Origin of the sequence: Bradyrhizobium sp. (genome assembly GCF_028868675.1) — a bacterium.
Taxonomy (GTDB): Bacteria; Pseudomonadota; Alphaproteobacteria; order Rhizobiales; family Xanthobacteraceae; genus Bradyrhizobium.
The window spans coordinates 1-23,905 of record NZ_JAGWUA010000057.1; the positions used below are offsets into that span (position 1 = coordinate 1).

Sequence of the window (23,905 nt, forward strand, 5' to 3'; positions counted from 1 at the left end):
CTTGTCGGTGCACAGCGTGTTGGGGAAACGATAGACTTGGACCTCCGTCAGTCCGTTGCGCACCGCGCGCTGGATCACGGTCGAGGCGAGCTTGATCTTCTCTTCCTCGGTCTTGCCGGACGGCTTGCTGAGCCGCTCGATCAGGGCGCGTTTCTCCGCCTCGGCGGCGGCGGCGAGGCGGGCATATTCTTCCGCTTTTTCCGCCTCCTTGAGGGCCGCTTCCTTGCGGATCTGGGTGGCACTCGGGATCAGATCGTCGAGGTTGGCAGACATGGCTGATGGCTCCTGCTGCTTGGTTTCAGCGTTCGGCCGAAGCTAGGCGGCCCGCACTCCAGTCCCTTGATTCAAATCAAGCAAATCGGCATCGTGGTACCCCACTGTGCGATCGAACCGCCACGGCTTCGAATTCTTGCGGGAGAGAGCGTTTGAGCGAGCAACTCCATCCGATGGGCCCTCACCATCTTCCCCTCTTCATCGTCGCGCCGGGCCAGACCGACGTGCTGATGGTGGTGACGGGCTTCATCCTGATCGGCGCGGTTTTCGGCGTAGGCCTCTTCTATTGGCATCTGCACAGCCTGCCGGAGCGGATGGCCCACAGGACGCAGAAGCTGCAGTTCGAGATCGTCGCGGTGCTGGGCCTGATCTCGCTGTTCACCCATGAGCACATCTACTGGATCGCCGGGCTGCTGCTCGCGCTGATCGATCTGCCGGATTTCAGCACGCCGCTTCGCAGCATCGCGGACTCCGTGGAGAGGCTCGCAGGCGGGCCGCCGCCCGATGGCGAGACGGAGGCGGCGGCCGCAACGTCGGCCGGCGCGAACGATCAGAACGCGCATGCCGACGACAAGGTGCACAGCCATGCTTGAGCTCATCATCTGCTCGTTGGTGACCATCCTTCCCGACTACCTCTATCGCCGCTACGTCCAGGGCAAGCGGTTCGGCAAGGAGATCACGCTGTTCTCGGTGTGGTTCGAGCTTCGCTACGGCATCACCGGTTGCCTGATGCTGACCGTGTCGCTGATCACCAGCGTCTTCTTCTTCCATCCGGCGACCACCAATGCCGGGCTGCTGTTCCGGACCATCCCGATCCTGCCCGAGGGTTCGGGCCGCGTCGCCGAAGTCGACGTCGGATTCAGCGAGGACGTGAAGAAGGGACAGGTCCTCTTCAGGCTGGACAACTCGAAGCAGACCGCGGCGCTGGAGACGGCGAGGCGCAAGGTGGCCGAGGTCGATGCCTCGATGGCGACGGCAAGAGCCGATGTCGTCAAGGCCGAGGCCCAGATCCAGGAAGCGAAGGCCAACTACCAGCAGGCCAAGGACGAGCTGGAGGTCAAGACGGAATTGCAGCGCCGCAATCCCGGCATCGTGCCGCAGCGTGACATCGACAAGCTCCAGGTGCTGGTCGACCAGCGTCAGGCTGGCATCGATGCCGCGGCGGCAACCAAGGAAGCGGCAACCCTGCAGGTCTCGACGCTGTTGCCGGCGCAAAAGGCGAGCGCCGAGGCCGCGCTTGGGGAGGCGCAGGTCGATCTCGACAAGACCTTCGTCCGTGCCGGCGTCGATGGTCGGGTCGAGCAGTTCCTCGTTCGCGTCGGGGACGTCGTCAATCAATTGATGCGGCCGGCGGGAGTCCTGATTCCCGAAGGCGCGGGCCGGAAGCGGCTGCAAGCCGGTTTCGGCCAGATCGAGGCCGGTGTGATGAGGGAGGGCATGGTCGCCGAGGCGACCTGCGTGTCGAAGCCGTGGGTGGTCATTCCGCTGGTCGTGACGTCGGTGCAGGACTACATCGCAGCCGGCCAGTTTCGTTCCGGAGAACAACTCATCGACCTGCAGAATCTCGCCAAGCCAGGGACCATCCTCGCGTTCATGGAGCCGCTCTACAAGGGCGGCCTCGACGGCGTGACGGCCGGCAGCACCTGCATCGTCAATGCCTACACCAGCAATCACGACGAGATCATCGACCCCAAGACGTCGACCGGCCGCAAGGTCTTCCTGCACGTCATCGACGGCATCGGATTCGTCCATGCGCTGCTGCTGCGCATCCAGGCCCTGCTGCTGCCGTTCAAGACGCTGATTTTCAGCGGCGGGCACTGACGAGCGACGATCAAGAGGAGATAGCGTATGTCCGCTTGCTGGAAGTTCGTCGCCGCCGCGCTGTCGCTCGGTTCGTTCCTCGCGGCCGGCGCCCCGGCCGGCGCCGTCGATCTGAATGGCGCCTGGGCCACCAGCGCCGACCAGTGCGACAAGGTGTTCACCCGCGAGGGAGGCAGGCTCGGCTTCACCGAGATGTCGGACGTTTATGGCGGCGGCTTCATCGTCGATGGCGATCAGCTCATCGGCAAGTTCGCGCGCTGCAAGGTCAAGACGCGGAAGGACGACGGCGCGAGCGCCAATCTGGTCGCGGCCTGCGCCACCGACATCATGTTGTCCAGCGTTCAATTCAGCGTGAAGGCGCTGGACGCCGACAGCATCGTGCGGCTGTTTCCGGGCCTCGATGACCTCGAGATCAGGTACCACCGCTGTCCGTCGAAATAGCCTCGGTCGGACGAAGGCTTGATTCATGTCAAGCTGGCCGGTGCCGGACGCGCCTGAATGGGCCACCATCCAGGAGGCCCGACATGAAACCTCAGACGCTCCTTCCGACCCGGTTCCGTGCGACGCTGGGAACCGCGGTCGCGGTTCTGCTATTTGCGGCGGCGCCGGTCCGTGCGGACGATGCCGCGACGATACTCAAATCGATGACCGACTATCTCGGCAGCCAGAAGACGCTGTCGGCGTCGTTCGACAGCGACATCGAGATCATCACGCCCGAACTGCAGAAGATTCAGTTCACGAGTTCCGGCGAGATGAAGCTGAGCCGGCCCGACAAGCTGCGGGTGCGCCGCACCGGCGGCTATGCCGACGTCGAGCTGGTCTATGACGGCAAGACGATCTCGATCTACGGCAACAACGCCAAATCCTACGTGCAGGCGGAGGCGCCCGGCACGATCGACGGCATGATCGACGGCATGCAGGCGAGATCCGGCGTCGGCATGCCCGGCACGGATCTTCTGCTCTCCAACGCCTATGACGAGCTGATGGCCGGCGCGATCGAGGGCAAGCATATCGGCCAGGGCGTGGTCGACGGCGTCGAATGCGAACATCTCGCCTTCCGCAACGCCGACACCGACTGGCAGATATGGATCGAGGCCGGCGCCAAACCCGTTCCGCGCAAATACGTCATCACCAGCAAGACATTGGCCGCTGCGCCGCAATACACGCTGCGGATCAGGGACTGGAAGACGGACGGCTTCAGCGATCCCGACACCTTCGTGTTCAAGCCGCCGGCCGGCGCAACCAAGGCGGAACTCGATTCCGCCGCCATGGCCGAATTCGACGAGCTTCCCCCCGGCATACCGTCAGGAGCCAAGAAATGATCGCATCAAGGAAAGTCCTGCTTTGCGCCGCCGCCACGGCAGCGTTCGTGGCCGGGTTGTTCTGGAATGACACCAGTCGAATCATCGCGCACGGCTTCGTATCCGAAGCCCAGGCGAGGGTGGGACGGCCGCTGACGCCGATGAGCTATGCCGGCGTCGCCCGCAGGACGACGCGCAGGGCCGTCGCCGTCGGTGCGGCGGCCGGAGCTGCCGGCGCCTACTATGCGCCGGGATGCGTGCAGGTCGTGGACGCCTACGGCCGGATCGTGACGCGCTGCTGAGACGCCGCCGCTGCCGGCCCCGGTGCGGTCGGGTCGAAATTGTGCTGTGATGGCGCCCGTCTCGATGTCCGGGACGGCCGGGAAAAGCATGAGCGGGCGCATCTCCATTGCCGATATCGACCGGTCGTGGCGTGCGCTCGGCGTGCGCCTGTGCATCTGCCTGCTCGCCATCCTCGCATGGCCCGAATCGGCTGACAGCGCCGAGCATGGCCCGCCCAGGCGCATCCTGCTGCTGCATTCCTTCGGGCGTGAGTTCCGGCCGTGGGGCGAATATGCCCGCAGCATCAAGGCTGCGCTCGAGCGACAATCCGCGTACGCGTTGGAGATCCAGGAGCACACGTTGCTGACGGCGCGGTTCAACAATCCGGGCCCGGAAGCGCCGTTCGTCGACTATCTGCGCTCGCTCTACCAGGTCAGCCCGCCGGATATCGTTATGAGCATCGGAGCGCCGGCGGCGCGTTTCGTTCAGAAATATCGCGGGCAGCTCTTTCCGGGGACGCCGCTGGTGATGACGGCGATCGAGCAGCGGCTCGTGAATCGCGAAGAACTCACCGACAACGACACCGTCATTTCGGTTCAGAACGACTTTGTGGTCGTTTTCGGCAGTATCCTGAAGGTGATGCCGGACACGCAGAGGATCGCCGTCGTGATCGGCGCCTCGCCCCTGGAAAGATTCTGGCTCGAAGAACTGAAGCGAGAGCTGAAGCCCATGGAAGGCCGGGTCGCCTTCGACTGGTATGCGGACCTTTCGTTCGAGGACATCCTGAAGCGGGCGTCGGCACTTCCGCCGCACACGGTGCTGTTCTGGGGATTGATGTCCGTCGACGCGGCCGGCGTCGCCCATGATGGCGATCTCGCCTTGCGCAGCCTGCACGCCGTCGCCAACGCGCCGATCTTCTCCTACCAGGAAGCGTTCTTCGGCCGCGACACGATCGGCGGCCCCATGCTTTCGATCGCCGACTCCAGTGCGAGGACCGTCGACGCCGTGACCCGCATCCTGGGCGGCGAGAAGCCCGGCCATATCAGGTTCGAGCCGCTCCGGTACGCGCCGCCGAAATACGACTGGCGGGAGATGCAGCGCTGGGGCATCGGCGAAAGCAGCCTTCCGCGGGGTAGCGAAATCCTGTTTCGCGAGCCGGGCGTCTGGGAGAGATACCGCTGGCAGCTGGCGCTGACCGCCGCCCTCATCCTGGTGCAGGCCGCACTGATCGGTGGATTGCTGCGCGAGCGTCGCCAGCGTCGTCTCGCCGAGGTCGAGTCCCGGCAGCGCCTCGCGGAGCTCGCGCATGTCAACCGCTATTCGGCCGTCGGCGAACTGACGACATCCATCGCGCACGAATTGAACCAGCCGCTCGGCTCCATTCTCACCAACACCGAGACTGCTGAGCTCATGCTGAAAGGCGCTTCGCCGAACCTCGACGAAATCCGTGAAATCCTCGCCGACATCAGACGCGACGACCAGCGGGCCAGCGAGGTGATCCGGCGGCTGCGCAGCGTGCTCAGGAAGACCCCGTTCGAGCTCAGGGATATCGAGCTGAACGGGACGGTCCAGGAGGTGATGGGATTCGTGGCCGATGTGGCGGCGGGACGCGGCGTCACGCTGAGCTTCTATGCGCCTGCGGGCTTGGGCCTCCACGTCAGGGGCGATCCCGTTCAGCTCCAGCAGGTCGTGCTCAACCTGATCCTCAACGCGCTGGATGCGATGTCCGAAACCAGCGCCGGGAAGCGCGAAGTCATCGTGTTGACGCGACGTGCCGGGCAGTTTGCCGAGATCAGGGTCGGAGACACCGGCCCCGGCATCGCCACCGGCGATCTCGAGACCGTCTTCAACCCGTTCTTCACTACCAAGCCGGAGGGCATGGGCATGGGGCTGGCGATCGTCCGAACCATCGTCGAGGCGCATCGCGGCACGATTTCCGCGGAAAACCAGCCGTTGGGCGGGGCATTGTTCACGGTCAGGCTCCCGATCGCCGGCTAGCCTCTCGCGCCGCAGCAGGCCGACCGCCCGCCGATGGCCGCAGGGGATCCCCATTTCATTGATCTCGATCAACAAAACGGCGCCCTGCCTGAACCATGCTTGAAGAAGGTGACTCCCATGGAGGCGATGATGATCCGCTGCGGCAAGACCCTGATCGCGCTTGCGCTGTTGCTGGCCGTGCCGGTCGGCGTTTCGGCCCAGACGGCCGACAAGCCGGCGGCCCAGGCGCAACCGGCAAGCCCGGCGGCGCCGGCTGCCGAACTGTTGAAGCCCGAGCAGGTCGAAGCATTGGTCGCGCCGATTGCGCTCTATCCCGACGAACTGCTGGCGAACGTGCTGGCCGCCTCGACCTATCCGCTGGAGGTGGTACAGGCGGACCGCTGGCTGAAGGAGCGCAAGTCACTGAAAGGCGATGCGCTGAAGGCCGAGGTCGACAAGCAGGCCTGGGACGACAGCGTCAAGGCGCTGGCCTCCACTGCCGACGTCCTGACCATGATGAGCGACAAGCTCGAGTGGACCAAGAACCTCGGCGACGCCTTCCTCGCACAGCAGCCGGACGTGATGGACGCAATCCAGCGCCTGCGCACCAAGGCCTACGACAACAAGAAGCTCGTCACCACCAAGCAGCAGAAGGTCAGTGTCCAGACCCAGGAAAACAAGCGGGTGGTCGTCATCCAGCAGGCCGACCCCAGCACCGTCTACGTGCCGTACTACGATCCGGCCACGGTGTACGGCACATGGCCCTACGCGGCCTATCCGCCGTACTATTTCGGCTATCCGCCCTATATCGGCGCGGGCGTGATCGCCGCCGGTCTCGCCTTCGGCGCGGGCTGGGCGATCGGACGCTGGGGCCATTACTGGGGCGGCGGCTGCAACTGGGGCAACCGCAACGTCTATGTCAATCACCGTACCACCAACATCGGCAATGGCTGGCAGCACAATCCGGCGCATCGCCAGGGCGTGCGTTACGGCAACACCAATGTCCAGCAGAAATTCGGCAACAACAATCTGAAGGCCGGTGCTGCGGACCGCGCGAATTTCCGCGGCCGCGACGGCCAGCAGGTGCTGCGTCCCGATCAGGGCGGCGTCGGAGATCGTGCAGGCGACCGTGGCGGCGACCGGGCAGGAGATCGCGCGGGTGACCGCGGAGGCGATCGTGCAGGAGATCGTGGAGGCGACCGTGGCGGCAATCGGGCCGGAACCGCTGACCGTTCGAAAGGCGGCGGTGACCGTGCCAAAGGCGGCGGCGACCGCGCAAAGGCCGCCAATCGCGGCGGCGCAGGCACAGCCAATCGCGCCGCCGGTGGAGGCAATCGCGGCGGAGCGATGAACGTGTCGTCGGGCCGGGCGGCTTCGGCGGCTTCTGCTCGCGGGCGATCGAGCATGGCCAGCATGCCGCGCGGCGGTGGCGGCGGTGGTGGTGGAATGGCCGCGCGCGGTGGTGGCGGCGGCGGTGCGGCGATGCGCGGCGGAGGCGGCGGAGGTTTTGGCGGGGGAGGCGGCCGTGGTGGCGGCGGTGGCGGTGGCCGGCGCTCCGACATCGCGCTGAAGCACGACATCGTGCTGCTCGGCCATCTCGCCAACGGTCTCGGCTATTACCGCTTCAGCTATCTCGGCAGCCACAAGGCCTATGTCGGCGTCATGGCGCAGGAGGTGGAAAGCGTGATGCCGCAGGCCGTGACGCGCGGCAGCGACGGCTATCTGCGGGTCTACTACGAGAAGCTCGGCCTGAAGTTCCGCACCTACAGCGACTGGCTCGCCGGCGGCGCGAGGATTCCTGCGGAGGTGACGCCATGACCATGTTCAACTCGCTGCATCGCGGGGCCCTGCCGGGCTTCATCGCGCTCGCGCTGCTGACCTCGGCCGCCCAGGCGCAGCAGTCCTTTTCGTCGCCGGACGAGGCGGCGGCGGCGCTCGCCGCCGCGGCCAAGGGCGGCTCCGGCAGCGCCATCGTGAAGGTGCTCGGCAAGGATGCCGAGGACATCGTGTCGTCCGGCGACGAGGTCGCGGACGCCGAGACGCTCAAGCGTTTCAACGCGGCCTACGATGCCAGGCATTCCATCAAGACGGAAGGCGACAGGAAGGCCACGCTGCTCCTCGGCAACGATGACTTTCCGTTCCCGATCCCGCTGTTCAAGACCAGGAGCGGCTGGGAGTTCGACACCGCGGAAGGTCGTCGCGAGATCCTGTACCGCCGCATCGGTCGCAACGAGCTGGACGCGATCCAGACCTGTCTCGCCTATGTCGACGCCCAGACCGAATATGCCGAGAAGGATCGCGGCGACGGCGTCGGCGCCTATGCGCAGCGCTTCATCTCCAGCCCCGGCAAGAAGGATGGCCTGTTCTGGCGCGACGGCGAGCCCAGCCCGCTCGGCGAGTTCGAGGCGCGGGCCTCCGATGAAGGCTACAAGCTCGAAGGCAAGGGCGCGCCCTATCACGGCTACTACTTCCGCATCCTCAAGGCGCAGGGATCCGACGCGCCCGGCGGCGCGCTCAACTATGTCGTCAAGGGCAAGATGATCGGCGGCTTCGCGCTGATCGCCTGGCCCGCCGAGTACGGCAATTCCGGCGTCATGACCTTCCTGGTCAATCATGCCGGCGTCGTCTACCAGAAGGATCTGGGAGGGCGGACCGATTTCGTCGCCAAGCGCACGATCCAGTTCGATCCGGACCAGACCTGGAAGAAGGTCGATGCCGCAAAACCCTGAGCGCCGGAACGTGCTCCGCCGCTTCATCCTCGCGGCGCTTGCGCTGGCGGCGGTCGCGCTTGACGTGACGCCGTCGCTGGCGCAGGCCACAGGTCAGGTTCGGGTCAAAATCGTCAAGGCGGGGCTGCTGGTCGGCGGCGGCGCGGGCAGCGGCGAACTGATCTGGCGCGGCCACAGATATCCGTTCCGCGTTTCCGGTGTCAGCTTCGGAATCACGGCGGGCGCCACCGTGGGCCGGTTCGACGGCTGGGCTTCCGGCATCCGGCACGTCGGCGATTTCGCGGGCAGCTACAGCTCCGTAGGGGGCGGTGCCGCGCTGGTCGGCGGCATCAACGGCGTTCACCTGCGCAACGACAAGGGTGTCACGATCGTGCTGCAGGGTCCGAAAGCCGGCATGGAGTTCGCCGCCAATCTCAGCCAGATCACGATCTCGATGAAGTGATGGCTGCCAGCCGGCTCAGCCGGCGAGCTGCGCCAGACCCTTCCAGTCGAAGTCGACGCCGTGGCCCGGCCGCATCGGCGCCAGCGCCATGCCCTCGTCGAGCACCAGCGGATGGGCGATGTAGCGCTCGAGCCCGAAGCCGTGCGCCTCGAGATAGGAGCGGTTCGGGCAGGCCGCGAGCAGATGCACGGTGATGTCGTGCGCGCCGTGGCTGGTGACGGGCAGGTTGAACGCTTCCGCCAGCCGCGCGATCTTCATGAACGAGGTGACGCCGCCGCAATTGGTGACGTCGGGCTCGGGGTAGGACACCGCGCCGCTCGCGATGTAATTCTTGAACTCCCACAGCGAGCGCAGATTTTCGCCGGCCGCGATCGGCACGCCGCCGGAGGCGAGGATGCGGGCGTGGCCGGCGACGTCGTCGGGGATGGTCGGCTCCTCGAGCCAGGTGAGGTCGAACGGGGCCAACGCGCGGGCGGCACGGATCGCTTCCTCGACCGTCCACTTCATGTTGGCGTCCGCCATCAGCGGAAAGCCCTCGCCGAGATGGCCGCGCATCGCGCGCACGCGCGCGACGTCGGCGGCGAGATCGGGTCGGCCGACCTTCATCTTGATGGCGCGAAAGCCTTTTGCGAGATTGCCGTCGGTCTGCGCCAGCAGCGCCTCGATTCCGAGATCGAGGTCGATGCCGCCGGCATAGCAGGGCACTCGCGCATCATAGCCGCCGAGCAGGCGGAACAGCGGCAGCTTGGCGCGGCGGGCCTTGAGGTCCCACAGCGCGATGTCGAGCGCGGAGAGTGCGAGCACGCTTGGCCCCCCGCGCCCGCCATAATGCAGGCCCCACCAGACATGATGCCAGACGGCCTCGGTATCGTCGGCCTCGCGGCCCTCGACCAGCTCCGGTATCTCGCGTCGCAGGATGTCGGCGATCGCGCCGCCGTTGCGGCCGACCGTGTAGGTATAGCCGACGCCTTCGGCGCCGTCGGCATCGCGCAGGCGGCAGGTGATGAGCTCGAAGGCTCCGATCTCGCCATGCGTGCTGTCGGAGAGCGTGACGGGAAGGGGGATCCGGTAGAGTCCGGTCTCGGTCGTTGCGATGCGTGCCATGTTGCTTCCACCCGCGCGTTTTCGTTGGAGATTATGCGGAGGGGCGCCGTCCGGCAACGGTCTTCCTCACCGCATCGTCGCGAGCTGGACCGCAAGCGCACAGGCGCGGTCGTATTCGCTAAGGTTGATCCATTCGTCGATCGTGTGCGGCTCGTTCTGGCCTGCGCCGAAGGTCACGGTCGGAACGCCGTGGCGTACCATCCAGTTCGCATCCAGCCCGCCGTTCGCGGCACGGATCGCAGGCGTGCCGCCGACGGCGGAGACGGCCGCAACCGCGCGCTTGACCACCGGCAGGCTCTCCTTCATCCGGAACGGATAGTAGTCGGTCTCGGCCTTGAACTTGATGCGGCCCGTCTTGCCCGCGCTGTTGGTGACGCGCCTGGCGGCCTTCTCGAACGCGGCCTTGTAGGCCTTGGTGATCTCCTTGAAGAATTTTGCATCGTGGCTGCGGCTTTCGCCGCGCACATGGACGTAGTCGGTGACGACGTTGGTGGCGTCGCCCGCGGGCCGTCCTTCGCCGCCGGTGACGGGACCGACATTGCTCGTGCCTTGTCGCTTGCCCTTCACCACCTTGCCGAACCAGCCGCCGGCCTTCACCTCGGCGAGCGCCAGCGCAAGGATCATGGTCGCGCTGATGCCGCGCTCGGGAGCGACGCCGGCATGCGAGGCGCGGCCAAATATCTCGACCTGCCAGCGATCCGCGCCGACGGCGCCGATGGTGACGTTGGATGCGGCGCTGCCGTCGAAATTGAAGGCCATCACGGGTGAGCCGAGGTCTTCGGCTCTCGCGTGCCGCGCGCCGTAGAGCCCGCTCTCCTCGCGCACGCAGAACAGAAGCGTGAGCGGCGGATGATCGAGCTTTTGCTTCGCCAGCTCGGCCGCCAGCGTCACCAGCACGCCGCAGCCGCAGCGGTTGTCGCCGCCGAGCGCGGTCTTCGCCTCGTTGACGATTCTGCGCCCGAAAACCTTCGGCTTCGCGCCGGCGCACAGCGGCACGGTGTCCATGTGGGTCATGAACATGATCCGCGGCGCATTGTGCAGCGCGCCGCGGCCGGGCAGGTCGACGATCAAATTGCCGGTCTCGGTCGGTACGGGAATGCGCGCATTGGCGTCGTCGAGCCGGATCGCGTCATCCGGTACGCCGTTTTCCCGCAGCGCGGCGGCGAGCTCGCGGCCGATCGCAGCCTCCTTCCCGGTCACGCCCTCCACGGCGAGAAAGCGCATGAGGCGGTCGGTGGCGGCCTTTGTGTCGACGGGCATGGGCTGTTCCTTGGATGGACGGGAGGCGGGAGCTGGGAGCATCCTTCGCGGGAGCTCGTTGCGCAAGACCCCGGCGGGTCCGGAGCGCATGACACGACCCACATCGACGATGTCCGCAACCTGAGCGGCCGGCGAGCCCCGAACTCGGAAGCCGCCGATCGGCATTGGAACGGCATATCCGCCGTGCCGGAGTCGGAGCTCTTCCGTCCACCGGCTCGTTCAAGCATGACGATCGACGCGAGGGTGACCGGTCTGCGCGTTGTCGCGTATCGGGCCGTACGAGCCCTCATTCGGCGAGCTTGACGAGGGCTTCCGGTGCGTCGACGAAGGCGAACGGGTTGAGGAATTGCCGCCGCCAGAGGAAATTGCGGTCGACCTCCGACAGCGCCGCCGCGCCGCAGACCTCTTTCCAGGACCGCTTGATCGCCTTGATCTGCCCGGCAATGAGCGCAGTCGCGTCGTTGACGTCGAGCTGGAAGAGCGGCGCCGCCTCGAGGCACACCGAGATCTGGCTGGTGCGTCGTTGGCCGGTGATCAACATGGCCTGGGTCGCCTCGCCACCAGTCCTGGCCTGGGGACAGATGTCGTAGGCTGGTGCCAGCGAGAGATCCTTTCCGTTCCAGAACGCTGCGTGGTTCCGGGCATGATCGTCCGTATTGCCGCAGAGGATGTTGAACGCCATCCGTCGGTACAGCTCCCGGAGAGTCGCCTTGGGCGAGGTGAACCTGTGGCGGATGATCGTCGCGAGGTCTTCATAGCTCGCGTAGCGCGCCATCATCTCGTCGAGCTCGAGCAGCGTTAGTGCCGACACCATCGCGCGGCGCTGCCATCCGTCGTCGGCCCTTTTCCGGTCGAAGCGTTCGACGAGCAGGATATCCTTTCCGGCCGCGCGCTCAAGGTTGACGGCGGCCGTGGCAAGGCCCGCCTTCGCGGCAAGCCGCATCGCCACGAACTCCGCCTTGACGGCGTTATAGAGGTCGTTCTGCGACGAGAACTTGGCAACGTATTTTCGATGACCCGCCGCGATCAGCGTCTTCGGCCGGGCGCCGCCAATCGAGCTTCCGTGCAGCAGCGCCCGGTCGAGCTCCGGCGTGAGCGGGAGCCCCTGTTCGACCAGCGTGGTCGCGGCTTGCAGCTCTGTGAGCGAGGCTTCCGAGGCCTCCCGCGGCACGTAGCTTTCCGCCGAGTGCTGGAAATCCAGCGCTCCGATGCGATCCGAGCCGGATTCGAGGAGATAGGTCAGCTCGTCGATCTCCCCGGTATCGATGTTCTTGCCGCTCTGGCCGAATTTGCGGTTGAATATGACGCGACGGCCCCAGGCATCCGGCGCGGCGTCGCGGATGCAATTTGGCATCATCAACCCCGGCGTCAGGGGAAGCACGCCGCTACGCAACGGCAGTTCCGGGTCGTAGAGCGAGATCGCGTTGCTTCGCGCGAGATAGCTACGTCCGTAGTTGAAGAGAAGTTGACTGCCCGCGGCAAACAGTCGGCCTGCCACGACGGGCGCGGTCGCGCTTGGCAGCCACACCCATACGAAGGCCTCTGTCGGCTTCTTCTCAAAAGTTGTCATCGGACCTCTCGCGAGGAGTGCGGACGGATTTCGGCAAGAGCGTCATCAAGGTCGAGTTCGAGGCGAGGGCGGCGGAAAGGACGCGCTCGTCTGCGTCGAACAGCGGCACGCCCGCGATGGCTGCGGCTTCGAATACGGCACCCAGTGTGCAGCCGGGATCGCCGTTCTCGATGCGCCGCAAGAGTCCGCGCGAAACGCCCGCCCTGCCGGCGAGCTCTTCGGCCGTCATCCGCCTGTCGATCCGTGCCTTGCGGATGAGCTGGCCCAAGAGCACAGCCGCATCCTTGGCATAGCGGGAATAGGGGCGCGAGGTCTTGGGCATATCTGATCTACTAACGGACCATATTCATCTAAATGGTCTATTTATAGGCGATTTCTAAGCCAATGCCAAATACGCGATCTATAAACAGTCCATATAGAAATATTTGGTCTATTAATAGCTCAAGATCAGCTCGCCGATACGTCGGCAGAGGCCCGCAGCTTGGCCCAGAGCCATTTTGGACAACTCGCTCGACGGCGTACGCACTCGAACCGATTTCTTAGTCCACCCAAAAGAAACATAACGAGAACAATTCTCTCGCTCGCCCAGAAAAACCACCTATGATTGAAGAATGGGCAAACGAATCACGGACAATCAGACATTGGGCGAACTCGGCGAAACCGCTGTTCGCAAGCTCGTCCTTGAGATGCAGTTCATTTATGAACCGCGTGGCCGCCTTGAAGCGGGCACCGACGGCATTATCGAATTGCGTGATCCGAAGAGTGGTACGCCGCTTGGCAAGCTGCTCGGCGTTCAGGTCAAATCCACCGAGAGCGGACAATATATCCGCGAGGACGGTCGCGGGTTTGAATACCTGCTCAAGCCCGATGATCTCAAATATTGGCGCACCTCCAATATCCCCGTGATCATCGTTCTTTGGCGCAAATCCGATCAGACGGCCTACTGGAAAGATGTCACCGACTGCGTCAAGGGAGAGGAGCGCCGCCTGAAGTTTGACAAGGGCGCCGACATATTCGACGACCGATGTGCTGACCGGATCGGCGAGCTGACTATCGACCGCCGTACGCCCGGCGTATTCCTGCCGCCGCTCAATCAGGGCGAAGAAGCAATCATCAATCTTCTGCGCATCAAGCTACCCGACGAGGTGTTCATTGCCACGTCGCCGTTCGGCAGCGGGCGCGATGCAGTGCCCGAGCTGGTCAAGCATGACAATATCCGGTTCGACTGGGTGATCCGCAAACGGCGCTTCGTTTCCTTCTTTGATCCCCGAGAATACGGCACCCGTGCTATCGTCGATCTCGATCAGGTCGAGGCCGTTGATACCCAGCTCCTCGCGTTAAACGATGAGCTGGACGACACGAATGACACGATGGACCTGTTGCGTCGAGCGGTCGAGCACCAGACATCAGCGCAGCTCTTTTATCTACGGAAAGACCGGCTGTTTCACTTCAAGGCGACCGGCAAGAGCAAGTCGCGCAGCTATCGCTACATGGCAAACGTCAATGAAACGTCGGCGAAGGTTGTTAGCGCTTATGCGAGCAAGAAGAAGGAAGGCCGTGGCTACGTACGGCATCATGCGGCGCATCTGCGGTTTGAGCGTCTTGCCGACGAATGGTTTGTCGTTGTCGATCCTGATTTCTATTTCACTCAGGACGGATTTCAGCCGCACCGGTACCCGGAGGCGCTTCTTGCAGGCAAGAAGCGCCTCGAACGCAATGCCGCGGTGCGTGGTCAAGTAATGATGTGGCAGCACCTACTGGTCGAGAGCGGCAAGCATGAGATCGGACTGTTCGATGTCGATACGGCGGCGCCATTGTTGCAGTTCGAGCGCCTCCCGCTGATCCAGCTATCTCAAGCAGTGCCCGAGTCTTCGTGGAACCGAACCGATCCGCGCGCAAATGAAATGGAGGCGCTGGACCTCTTCGAGGAAGGCGGCGTCGAATGATTTTCAAGGCGCATGTGTTTGATGAGCCGATGCTCGAATTCGGCGATGGCGGCCAGCACTGCGATCCTCGGCAAGGCATGAGGGAATATGGTCCATTGCAGCCGCGCTCGGGCGACATTGTCCGTGTTGGTGTTATCGGAACGGACGAAACGGTTGCGGGTTTCACGGAATTCCTGGAGGAAACCGCGCGCGGCATCGAGAGCGGAAACAAGCAGCTCATCAATCTCAACCCAGATTTTCCAGGTCTTGGCAACCAGAACCCGTTTCGCTGCAAGTTCGAGGTGCCGGACGGCGCAACCGCCACGATCTCTCGTCGTCAGGTCAAAGACATCACAGGTATTGGCCGCCACGACGAGGCTGTATGCCATGCAGTTGAACTGATTACTTCACAGCTCTCGGCTTTGGTCGAAGGCAGTGCCAAGCCCGACGTGATTGTGCTGGCTCTGCCGGTGCCGTTAATCGAAAAGCTCGTCAACGCCAAGAGCGAAGAACAGGCCGAAGGCGCAGAAGAGGAGGATGACGGGAGTAGTATGCTCAATTTCCGCGACCTGCTCAAAGCCAAAACGCTTCATCTGCCGGTGCCGACACAGATCGTCTGGCCGGACACGTGGGACGATGCCGCGAAGATCCCTCGGAAGGTCAAACGCGAGAGCAATCGGCAGACGCAGGTGAAGGCGACCCGAGCGTGGAATCTTCTCAACGCGCTCTTCTATAAGGCGGGCAAGGTACCATGGCGCCTATTGCCGGATCAGGCGGAATACCGGACGAGTTTCCTCGGCATTGGCTTCTATCGCGATCTCGATGGCCAACAACTTTGGACGAGTACCGCGCAGATGTTCGATGAGCGGGGCCGTGGACTTATCCTGCGCGGTGCCCGCGCACAGACAGAAACGCGGGGCCGCCATCCATACCTGACCGCAAAGGACGCTGAAGAGTTGGTCGCGCAGTCCATCACCGCCTACAAGGCGCATCACCGGCACGTGCCTGCCCGTGTGGTGGTCTTGAAGACCTCGCGCTTCCGTCCCGAGGAGGCAGAAGGAATTGATGCCGGTCTTGAGAAACTCGGCATCGAGATGTCCGACCTTGTATGGGTGCAGGAAAGTTCGCCGATCGCAATCTTCCGGGAAGGAAACTATCCGGTCCTTCGAGGGACTTTTGTCGACTTGGATGGCAAGGGCCTTCTCTACACCCGTGGCAGCGTGCCGTTCTACGGAACGTTTCCTGGCCTACGGGTGCCGCGTCCCTTGCTGCTCGTGCCGCATATGAATTCGGACAGCAAACTGCTCACGCTCGCAAGAGACATCCTCGCACTAACCAAAGTAAATTGGAACACGACGCAATTTGACCAAAAGCTTCCCGCGCCGATCAAAGCCGCACGGGAAGTGGGGCGTATTCTCAAGCACGTCGAGTTCGGAACGGCGGTCTCATCGGATTTCCGCCGTTATTCGTAAGATGTCAGCCCCAAAATTGCGGTCGCAGTGCACTTGATTGTGACAATGGCATCGCGTCCTTTGTTGTCTTGTGGCAGCGCATCCTCGCAACTCATTTCAACTCCCCCAACAGCCTGCGCACTTCCCCTAGCAACACCCGTATCTCTCTCCGTTCGGCGATCACGTCCGCGCCGAAACGGCCGTGCTTGAACCTGTTTCGGTTTCCCCGCGGCGCGCCCGAACCCTTCGCGCCGCCGTGCATGCGGCAGCGCCGCTTGCCGCGCATCGCCGGCGCGCGGCAGGCGGCTCCGTCGCGGGTCTTGGCGCCGCAGCGCGGGCTCGCCCGCATCGCACGGGTGTTGCCGGGTGAACCGTTCATGCCCGGGCGGCCGGTTCGGCGTCGAGGGGAAGAGGCTCTCGTTCGCCGACCTCGAGCGGCACGGCCATCAGCGCATCCGGCGGCCCGATCGCCGCGGTCTTGTCGCCGACGATCACGCTCGCATGCTGGGTGACGTTGCCGACGATGGCCCTGCCACCGTCCTGGACCGACAGGTTCTTGACCGTGATGCCCGCTTCGTCCTTGCTCCGGTAGCGGCTCAGCGCCTCGATCTGGGCCGGGAAGGTGCGGGCCAGCCGCGCAAACGCCCGCGCGGCGCTGTCCTGCGCGACGACGTCGTCGCCGCTCGCCAGGCGATACGCGCATCGCATCGCCATCACGTGCACCGACACCATCTGCGCCACCAGCATGGCCTCGATCGCGTCCCTGGGCTGAATGCTCCTCACCGTCGAAAGCATGAAGGCGACGCAGGTTTTGTCGGGCTTCTGCCCGCTCACGCTGGCGCGCACCAGTTGCCGCAGCAAGCCGTGCATCGCCTCGCTGTCCCCGGCCCCGAGCGCTTCGGTCATCAGCCGCGCGCCGGCTTCCGGATCCGGATGGTCGATCGAAAAGCCGCGCCGCGAAAACTTGATGCGCGGCGCCCCCGCAGTCCGGCTTCCGGTCTGCGTGGTCATCGCCGTCGCGTGGTCGCGCTTTGCTGCCGTCGTCATGTCGTCTCCTTCGTGCAGGCGCACGGGCGCGCGGGCAGGGGCCCGCGTGCCGAGGTGCAAGGTCAATCGTTCAATGAGGATTTGGCGCACAACCGCAACGCTGCGCCCGCTTCGAGCGGGTCGTGGCTGCCGGATTGCGCGATGGTGCCATATTGCACCTGATTTGCCCGACGTGTCAAGTTGAATTCGGAAAAATCGCAACATCGCGCCGCCCGGTCGATCCACTGTGCATGGGGTTGAACCTCGGATTTTGGTGGGGCTGGCCGGCGGCGGTAGCCGGTGCACGCCTCGTGCCGTGCGGTGGAATTGGCCCGGGGCGCGTGCACGGAATGCGATTGCGAAAATCGCCGCGTCGGATATTGATTTTTCAGTACGCCGACGGGGGATGCACGACATGCAACGAGCACATCGCAACCTGACGCTCATCGCGAGCGTGTCCCTTGCGCTGCTGCCGGCGCAGGTGGGCGCGCAAAAATATCCGAACCATCCGGTCAAGATTCTCGTCGGCTTCAGCGCCGGCGGTCCGGTCGACGTCGTCGCGCGAATCGTCGCCGACCGGCTCGGCAACAAGCTGGGCCAGCCCTTCGTGGTCGAGAACCGCGCCGGAGCCAACGGCATGATCGCAGCCGAGGCAGCCGCCCGCGCCGAGCCCGACGGGCACACCATGCTTGCCACCAACTCCTCGGCGATCACGCTCAATCCGACGCTGTTCAAGGACGTCCGCTACGACGTGCAGCGCGACTTTGCCCCGCTCACGACCGTGGTGTCCGCGCCGCTCGTGCTGGTGGTCAACCCCGAGAATCCCAAGACCGCGGGCATCAAGACCGTGGCGGACCTCGTCGCGGCGGCGAAGGCTGCTCCCGGCGAGCTCGCCTACGGCTCGGGCGGCAACGGCAACCTCGCCCATCTCGCCATGGAGCTGTTGAGCCAGAAGGCCGGCTTCAAGATGATCCACGTGCCCTATCGCGGCGGCTCGGCGTCGGAAGTGGGCCTCCTGGCGCAGGAGGTGCTCGCGGTGTTCGATCCGCTCTCTGCCGTGCCGCTGGTCAAGGCCGGCAAGCTGCGCGCGCTCGCGGTGTCGTCAGCGCAGCGGCTGCCGGCGCTGCCGGACGTGCCGACGGTTGTGGAGGCCGGCTATCCCGGCTTCGACATCTCGTTCTGGGTCGGCTTCCTCGTGCCGAAGGCCACGTCCGCGCCCGTCGTCGAGACCCTGCATCGCGAGATCACCGCGGCCGCGACCGATCCGACCGCGAAGGACAAGCTCGAAACCCAGGGCGTCGTCAGCGTGCTCAGCGCCGCGGACTATGCCGCCAAGATCGAGCGGGAGACCAAGGAGCTCGCCGCGGTCGTGGCCGCCGCCAACATCAAGGCGGAGTAGGCGTAGTCAGAGCCAGAGAATCTGCTTGCGGTAGTTGAGATCGGTCAGGAGCGGCGTCGCCGGTCCCTGGTGGAACACCGCGCCGCGCTCCAGCGCGAAGACGCGGTCGGCGAGCGCGAGCACGAGGTCGAGATTGTGCTCCACGATCACGATCGACATGTGCCGCCGCAACTGGTCGAACACCTTGAACAGCTCGAGCGTCACGGCGGGCGCCAGCCCCTCGAAGGGCTCGTCGAGCAGCAGGAGTCTGACGTTGCCCGACATCGCACGCGCCACGGCTACCATCTGCTGCTCGCCGCCGGAGAGATAATCGGCCGCGACGTTCATGCGCTCCTTCAGCCGCGGGAAGGTGTGCAAAATGCGCTCCTCGTCCCACACCACGCCGTTGCTGCCGTCGGTCTTGCGGGCGAGGCGTCCGAGCGCGAGGTTTTCCCGCACCGTCATGCCGGCGAACAGCCCGCGGCCCTGCGGCACGTAGCCGATGCCGCGACGCGCGATGTCGGGCGCCGGCATTTTTGCGATATCGAGGCCCCGATATTCGATCGCGCCCGAGGCCGCCGGCACGAGGCCGGCGAGCGTCCTGAGCAGCGTCGACTTGCCGGCGCCGTTGCGCCCGAGCAGAGCCACGATCTCGCCCTCGCGCACGTCGAGCGAGGCGTCGTTGAGGATGTGGCTCTTGCCGTAGAACGTGTTGACGCGGTCGAAGCGCAGCACCGGCCTGGCGTCGGCGACGGCGTCGTCGCTGCGCTGGTGTTCGACCGCGGGAATGCCCTTGCCGGTATAGATCTCCTGCACGCGCAGGTCGGCGCGCACGGCTTCCGGGCAGTCCGACATCAGCACTTCGCCCTGGTTCATCACGGTGACGACCTGCGAGAAGGCGAGCACGCGGTCGATGTCGTGCTCGACGATCAGGACCGGGATGTTGGCGGCGATGTTCTTGACGAGATTGGACACGCGCTCGCGCTCGGCGGCGGCAAGGCCCGCTAGCGGCTCGTCGAGCAGCAGCACCTGCGGCTTGGAGCCGAGTGCGATGCCGAGATCGACCAGGCGCTGCCCGCCATAGGAGAGCTCGCCGCCCTCGATCTCCTCGATGCCTTCGAGTCCGAGGAATTTGACCAGCTCGGCGGTCTCGGCGTGGATATCCTCATAGGCGTCGATGTCGCGCCAGATGTTGAAGCGCATCGGCCGGCGGGCCTGCAGCGACAGCCGCAGGTTCTCGTAGATCGACAAGCCCCGGAACAGGTTCGTGATCTGGAACGAGCGCGCCAGGCCCTGATGGCAGATCAGGTCCGACGGCACGCCGGCGATGTCGCGGCCGTTGAGGCGGATCGCGCCGCCATCCGGTGCGTAGAGGCCGGAGACCAGGTTGAACAGCGTGGTCTTGCCGGCGCCGTTCGGCCCGATCAGCGCGTGGATCTGGCCGGCGCCGACCTTGATGCCCGCATCGTGCACGGCGCGGATGCCGCCGAACTTCTTGGAGACGCCGGTCACCTCCAGCACCGTTCCTTTCAGCGCTTCCGGGCGCAGGAAGGCGGGCAGCGGCAGGCCGTCATAGATCCTGCGCCGGCTCATCGCGGCGGACTCTTCCTGGTGCGGGCGGAAACGGCGCATGATGAGCGAGCCGATGCCGACGAGCCCGCCGGGCGAATACATCACGAAGGCGACGAAGGTGATGCCGAACCAGAACAGCCAGTCCGAGGTCCAGATCGAGAGCAGCTCGCGGAACAGGGTGAAGAACAGCGCGCCGAGCGCGGGACCGAGCATGCTGCGCATGCCGCCGATCACCACCATCGCCAGCAATTCGCCCGCGAGCGGCACCGACACGGCTTCCGCCGAGACCAGATAGTTCAGAAAGCCGATCAGCGCGCCGGCAAGCCCGGTGACGACGGCTGAGATCACGAACACCGCGAGCTTGTAGCGCTCGACCGGATAGCCCTGGAACGTCGCGCGGAGCTGGTTCTCGCGGATCGCGACCAGCACGTGGCCGAACGGCGAACGCACCAGGCGCAAGAGGAAGTAGAGCACGCCAAGGCCGATGATGGCGACCACGACATAGTAGGCGAGCGCATTGTCCAGGTCGAGCGGCCCGAGATGCCCGCGCTTCAGTCCGCCGAGCCCGTCCTCGCCGCCAGTGAGGCTCGTCCAGCGGAACGCGGTGGTGTAGACGAGCGCCGCGAGCGCCAGCGTCAGCAGCGAGAAGTAGACCCCGCGCCGGCGCAGGATCAGCATGCCGATGATGGTCGAGGCCGCCGCGACGACGAAGATGGAGAGGAAGAGCGGCAGCCAGATCTGGCCGGGGAAGAAGCGGAGCTGGATCAGGCCCGCCGCATAGGCCCCGACGCCGAACCAGGTGCTGTGACCGAATGAGACGAGGCCGGTGTAGCCGATGCACAGGTTCAGCCCCATGGTCGCGATCGCGAGCCCGATGACCCAGATGCCGGTGTTCAAGGAGAGGCCGAGCGCCTTCAGCACGAAGGGCAGCGCGATCAGCGCCACCGAGGCGATCAGCAGCGGCCCGAGCCGGTCGAAGGAGGAGGCGCGTTTCATTCGAACTTCTCGATGCGTTCGCCGAGCAGGCCGCGTGGGCGCACCAGCAGCACGAGGAACATCAGGATGTAGATCGAGGCTTCGCCGGCCGCAGGCTCGAAATGGATGGCGATGCCGCGCACCACGCCGACCAGCAGCGCGGCGATGACCACGCCCCAGAAGCTGCCGAGCCCGCCGATCACCACGACGACGAAGGCGACCGTCATGATGTCGGCGCCCATCGCCGGATGCACCGTCGTGATCGGCGCGAAGAAGGCGCCGCCGAGCGCGGCCATGCCGACGCCGAGCATCACGATCGCGGTCATGTAGGGCTGCAGGCGGATGCCGAGCGCCGCCACCATGTCCGGCCGCTGGATGCCTGCGCGCACCACGCGCCCGAACGAGGTCTTGTGCAGCAGGAGCCAGACGCCGACCAGCACGGCGGCTACCACGGCCAGGATCAAGAGGCGGTAGCGCGAGAACAGGAAGTCGCCGACGAAGATCGAGCCGCGAAAGGTCTGCGGAATCTCGGCGGATACGGGCGCGGCGCCCCAGATCATGCGGATCGCCTGTTCGGCGACCATTGCGAGGCCAAAGGTCACGAGCAGGCTCAGGATCGGATCGGCGGTGTAGAAGCGGCGCAGGATGAAGCGCTCGAACAGGATGCCGAGCAGGGCGACGACGAGCGGCGACATCGCCACCGCCGCGCCGAAGCCGGTGTACTTCACGAGCTCGACGAAGACGTAGGCGCCGAGTGCGTAGAACGCGCCGTGCGCGAGGTTGACGATGCCGCCGACGGAGAAGATCAGCGAGAGGCCGAGCGCGATGAGCAGGTAATAGCCTCCGAGCACGAGGCCGTTGACCACCTGTTCCAGCAAGAACTCGAACTGCATGTTGCGTTCACCAGCTTGGCAAAAGCGGCGCCGGTCGGACCGGCGCCGCTTGAGGCCGATTGGGCTGTCGGGCCTGGCGCGATCAGGCCTTCATCTCGCAGGGGTTCTGTTCCTTGGTCGGATAGATCGACTCCAGCGGATCGTTCGCCGCCGGCACCGGATCGCCCAGCACCAGCATGTCCCACTGGTCCTTCATCTGGTCCTTCGGCTTCACCGTGAACGGATAGGCCTCCTGCACCAGCTGGTGATCCCATGTGCGGAAATAGGCCTTGCGCGCCTTGCCGATGTCGAACTGGCTCTGCTTCTCGAAATGGGCGATCAACTCGCCGCTGTCGGTCGACTTGGTGGTGTTGATCGCCTCGGCCAGGAGCTTCATCGTGACGTAGTCGATCCAGGCGTGGTTCTCCGGCGGCTTGCCGTACTTCTTGGTGAAGGCGGCGACGAAGGCCTTCGACGTCGGGTTCTCCAGCGTGTGATACCAGACCGTCGGCCATGTGCCGCCGAGATTGCCGGCGCCGGCGGCCCAGGCGTCGCCGGTGTTGAGGTTGAAGCCGACCAGCGGGTAGGGGAAGCCGAACTCGGCGTACTGCTTCACCAGATTGGTGACCTGGTTGCCGGCGAGATTGCAGCAGACCACGTCGGGCTTGGCCTGCCGCACCTTGAGGAGATAGGGGCTGAAATCGGTGACGTCGGTCGCGATCAACTCGTCGCCGATCAGGGTCGCGTCATGCGAGCCGAAGAAGGCCTTCGCCGCCTTCAGCAGGTCATGGCCGAAGATGTAGTCGGCGGTGAGCGTGAAGAACTTCTTGCCCTTCACCATGCCCTTCTGCCCAAGCGCGGTGCCGACTGCGTTGACCATCACGGTGTTGGGGATGTCGCAGTGGAAGGAATACTTGTTGCAGTTCTTGCCGCGCAGCGCGTCCGAGCGCGCCCCCGTCGAGAAGAACACCTTCTTGTTGCGCTCGGCGACCTGCATGATGGTCAGCGAGGAGGCGGAAGAGATTTCGCCGAACAGCAACACCGCGCCGTCCTGCTCGATCATACGCTGCGCCTTGGTCGAGGCGGTGGCGGGGTTGACCGAGTCTTCCGACATCAGGTCGATCTGCTTGCCCATGATGCCGCCGGACGCGTTGATCTCCTCGGCCGCCATCTTCACCCCGAGCTGGGCGTAGCTGCCGATCGCGCCGAGGAAGCCGGTCAGCGGCACGAGATGGCCGATTTTTATTCGCGCGGCCTGCGCGCTGAGGATGGTAGGCGATCCGATCGCGGATGCGCCGGCAAAGGCGGCGCCGGCCTTCAACAAAGTACGTCGGCTGTAGCGGGTCATCACTGGTCTCCTCCCGGGATACGTCGCGACGTTATCTCTGCCGTTCTCGCTTATGCGACAATGTGAGATACGTTCTTCTATTGTTGGAGGATATTTCCGGACGCAATGGGTCCTGTCAACGCCAAATGCGTCGCAGCCAAGTTCGAGTTGTTGGAAGAGACGTTAGCGGAAGACCATCAGGACGGTTTCGTCAGATCCCGTGCGCCGAATTCGGCGGACAGCCGGCCTGCGGCGGCCTGCACCAGCTTGGCGCGGCTTTGCAGCACCTGGTCGGTCATGCGCCAGATCGGGCCGGAGATGCCCATCGCGCCGATCACTTCGCCGGTGAAATTATAGACCGGCACCGCGACGCAGCGCACTTCGGCGTTGAATTCGCCGTCGTCGAAGGCGATCGCGCTGCGTCGGATCTCGGCAATATCGCGCAGCAGCACGGCGGGGTCGGTGATCGACTTCTTGGTCGACGGTTTCAGCTCGACCCGTTCGAGAAAGCGCTTCAACTGGTCGGGGCGCAATGACGCCAGCATGATCTTGCCGAGCGCGGTGCAATGCGCCGGCCGCACCACGCCGACGCGGTCGGTCAATTGAAACGCGCCGGGCCC

At 64.9% G+C, this 23,905-nt stretch carries 22 protein-coding genes and 1 pseudogene; 12 read left to right on the forward strand and 11 right to left on the reverse strand.

Annotated features, from left to right (window positions below):
* Window positions 1-273 (reverse strand): annotated as a pseudogene (locus tag KGM94_RS10055) (hypothetical protein); the annotation flags it as partial.
* A 152-nt stretch (window positions 274-425) separates the two neighbouring features.
* Between KGM94_RS10055 and KGM94_RS10060 the strand changes: the two are divergent.
* From KGM94_RS10060 to KGM94_RS10100, 9 genes are all read left to right on the forward strand, one after another.
* Window positions 426-866 carry a hypothetical protein gene (locus tag KGM94_RS10060; protein ID WP_300257734.1) on the forward strand — a complete coding sequence of 147 codons (441 nt, stop codon included), beginning with the start codon at window positions 426-428 and terminating at the stop codon, window positions 864-866.
* Window positions 859-2,094 (forward strand): biotin/lipoyl-binding protein, encoded by a 1,236-nt coding sequence (locus KGM94_RS10065; protein WP_300257736.1) that lies wholly within the window; start codon window positions 859-861, stop codon window positions 2,092-2,094. Before KGM94_RS10060 ends, KGM94_RS10065 begins: the two co-directional genes overlap by 8 nt.
* Window positions 2,095-2,121: 27 nt before the next feature.
* Window positions 2,122-2,535, forward strand: coding sequence for a hypothetical protein (locus KGM94_RS10070; protein ID WP_300257739.1), 414 nt, complete (start codon window positions 2,122-2,124; stop codon window positions 2,533-2,535).
* An 83-nt stretch (window positions 2,536-2,618) separates the two neighbouring features.
* Window positions 2,619-3,416 carry a DUF2092 domain-containing protein gene (locus KGM94_RS10075; RefSeq protein WP_300257742.1) on the forward strand — a complete coding sequence of 266 codons (798 nt, stop codon included), beginning with the start codon at window positions 2,619-2,621 and terminating at the stop codon, window positions 3,414-3,416.
* Window positions 3,413-3,697, forward strand: a complete 285-nt coding sequence (locus tag KGM94_RS10080) for a hypothetical protein (RefSeq protein ID WP_300257745.1) — start codon at window positions 3,413-3,415, stop codon at window positions 3,695-3,697. The genes KGM94_RS10075 and KGM94_RS10080 overlap by 4 nt, the downstream gene beginning before the upstream one ends.
* An 88-nt stretch (window positions 3,698-3,785) precedes the next feature.
* A complete protein-coding gene (locus KGM94_RS10085) occupies window positions 3,786-5,675 on the forward strand; it encodes an ATP-binding protein (RefSeq protein WP_300257748.1) in 1,890 nt (629 codons plus the stop codon).
* A gap of 129 nt (window positions 5,676-5,804) precedes the next feature.
* Window positions 5,805-7,472 carry a DUF3300 domain-containing protein gene (locus KGM94_RS10090; protein WP_300257794.1) on the forward strand — a complete coding sequence of 556 codons (1,668 nt, stop codon included), beginning with the start codon at window positions 5,805-5,807 and terminating at the stop codon, window positions 7,470-7,472.
* Window positions 7,469-8,383: a DUF2950 domain-containing protein gene (locus KGM94_RS10095; protein ID WP_300257751.1), complete on the forward strand. Its 915-nt coding sequence runs from the start codon at window positions 7,469-7,471 to the stop codon at window positions 8,381-8,383. Before KGM94_RS10090 ends, KGM94_RS10095 begins: the two co-directional genes overlap by 4 nt.
* Window positions 8,367-8,825: a hypothetical protein gene (locus KGM94_RS10100; protein ID WP_300257754.1), complete on the forward strand. Its 459-nt coding sequence runs from the start codon at window positions 8,367-8,369 to the stop codon at window positions 8,823-8,825. The genes KGM94_RS10095 and KGM94_RS10100 overlap by 17 nt, the downstream gene beginning before the upstream one ends.
* Window positions 8,826-8,840: 15 nt before the next feature.
* Here the strand turns inward: KGM94_RS10100 and KGM94_RS10105 are convergent, their stop codons facing one another.
* The 4 genes from KGM94_RS10105 to KGM94_RS10120 form a co-directional block, all read right to left on the reverse strand.
* Window positions 8,841-9,929: a mandelate racemase/muconate lactonizing enzyme family protein gene (locus tag KGM94_RS10105; protein ID WP_300257757.1), complete on the reverse strand. Its 1,089-nt coding sequence runs from the start codon at window positions 9,927-9,929 to the stop codon at window positions 8,841-8,843.
* Window positions 9,930-9,995: 66 nt separating this feature from the next.
* On the reverse strand, window positions 9,996-11,189 hold the full coding sequence (locus KGM94_RS10110) for a M20/M25/M40 family metallo-hydrolase (RefSeq protein ID WP_300257760.1): 1,194 nt from the start codon (window positions 11,187-11,189) through the stop codon (window positions 9,996-9,998).
* Window positions 11,190-11,475: 286 nt separating this feature from the next.
* Window positions 11,476-12,759, reverse strand: coding sequence for a type II toxin-antitoxin system HipA family toxin (locus tag KGM94_RS10115; RefSeq protein WP_300257763.1), 1,284 nt, complete (start codon window positions 12,757-12,759; stop codon window positions 11,476-11,478).
* The gene (locus KGM94_RS10120; protein ID WP_300257765.1) at window positions 12,746-13,081 is read right to left on the reverse strand and encodes a helix-turn-helix transcriptional regulator; all 336 of its coding nucleotides are present in this window, start codon (window positions 13,079-13,081) and stop codon (window positions 12,746-12,748) included. Before KGM94_RS10120 ends, KGM94_RS10115 begins: the two co-directional genes overlap by 14 nt.
* 289 nt (window positions 13,082-13,370) lie before the next feature.
* Here KGM94_RS10120 and KGM94_RS10125 point away from each other — a divergent pair, with 289 nt between their 5' ends.
* Both KGM94_RS10125 and KGM94_RS10130 read left to right on the forward strand, forming a co-directional pair.
* Entirely contained in the window at window positions 13,371-14,705 is a 1,335-nt protein-coding gene (locus tag KGM94_RS10125; protein WP_300257768.1) for a DUF4365 domain-containing protein, read from the forward strand.
* Window positions 14,702-16,156 carry a hypothetical protein gene (locus tag KGM94_RS10130; RefSeq protein WP_300257772.1) on the forward strand — a complete coding sequence of 485 codons (1,455 nt, stop codon included), beginning with the start codon at window positions 14,702-14,704 and terminating at the stop codon, window positions 16,154-16,156. Before KGM94_RS10125 ends, KGM94_RS10130 begins: the two co-directional genes overlap by 4 nt.
* 91 nt (window positions 16,157-16,247) lie before the next feature.
* On the opposite strand, the gene KGM94_RS10135 is transcribed toward KGM94_RS10130, so the two are convergent.
* Entirely contained in the window at window positions 16,248-16,514 is a 267-nt protein-coding gene (locus tag KGM94_RS10135; protein ID WP_300257776.1) for an HGGxSTG domain-containing protein, read from the reverse strand.
* A complete protein-coding gene (locus tag KGM94_RS10140; protein ID WP_366526226.1) occupies window positions 16,511-17,242 on the reverse strand; it encodes a hypothetical protein in 732 nt (243 codons plus the stop codon). Before KGM94_RS10140 ends, KGM94_RS10135 begins: the two co-directional genes overlap by 4 nt.
* 334 nt (window positions 17,243-17,576) lie before the next feature.
* On the opposite strand from KGM94_RS10140, the gene KGM94_RS10145 reads away from it, so the two are divergent.
* On the forward strand, window positions 17,577-18,560 hold the full coding sequence (locus KGM94_RS10145; protein ID WP_300257780.1) for a tripartite tricarboxylate transporter substrate binding protein: 984 nt from the start codon (window positions 17,577-17,579) through the stop codon (window positions 18,558-18,560).
* Window positions 18,561-18,566: 6 nt separating this feature from the next.
* Here the strand turns inward: KGM94_RS10145 and KGM94_RS10150 are convergent, their stop codons facing one another.
* From KGM94_RS10150 to KGM94_RS10165, 4 genes are all read right to left on the reverse strand, one after another.
* Window positions 18,567-21,107, reverse strand: coding sequence for a branched-chain amino acid ABC transporter ATP-binding protein/permease (locus KGM94_RS10150; RefSeq protein WP_300257782.1), 2,541 nt, complete (start codon window positions 21,105-21,107; stop codon window positions 18,567-18,569).
* Window positions 21,104-21,979 carry a branched-chain amino acid ABC transporter permease gene (locus tag KGM94_RS10155; RefSeq protein WP_300257784.1) on the reverse strand — a complete coding sequence of 292 codons (876 nt, stop codon included), beginning with the start codon at window positions 21,977-21,979 and terminating at the stop codon, window positions 21,104-21,106. Before KGM94_RS10155 ends, KGM94_RS10150 begins: the two co-directional genes overlap by 4 nt.
* Before the next feature lie 82 nt (window positions 21,980-22,061).
* Window positions 22,062-23,306 carry an ABC transporter substrate-binding protein gene (locus tag KGM94_RS10160; RefSeq protein ID WP_300257787.1) on the reverse strand — a complete coding sequence of 415 codons (1,245 nt, stop codon included), beginning with the start codon at window positions 23,304-23,306 and terminating at the stop codon, window positions 22,062-22,064.
* 176 nt (window positions 23,307-23,482) lie between these two features.
* Window positions 23,483-23,905, reverse strand: a 423-nt coding sequence (locus KGM94_RS10165) for an IclR family transcriptional regulator C-terminal domain-containing protein (RefSeq protein WP_300257790.1), incomplete at its 5' end; no start/stop codon positions are given.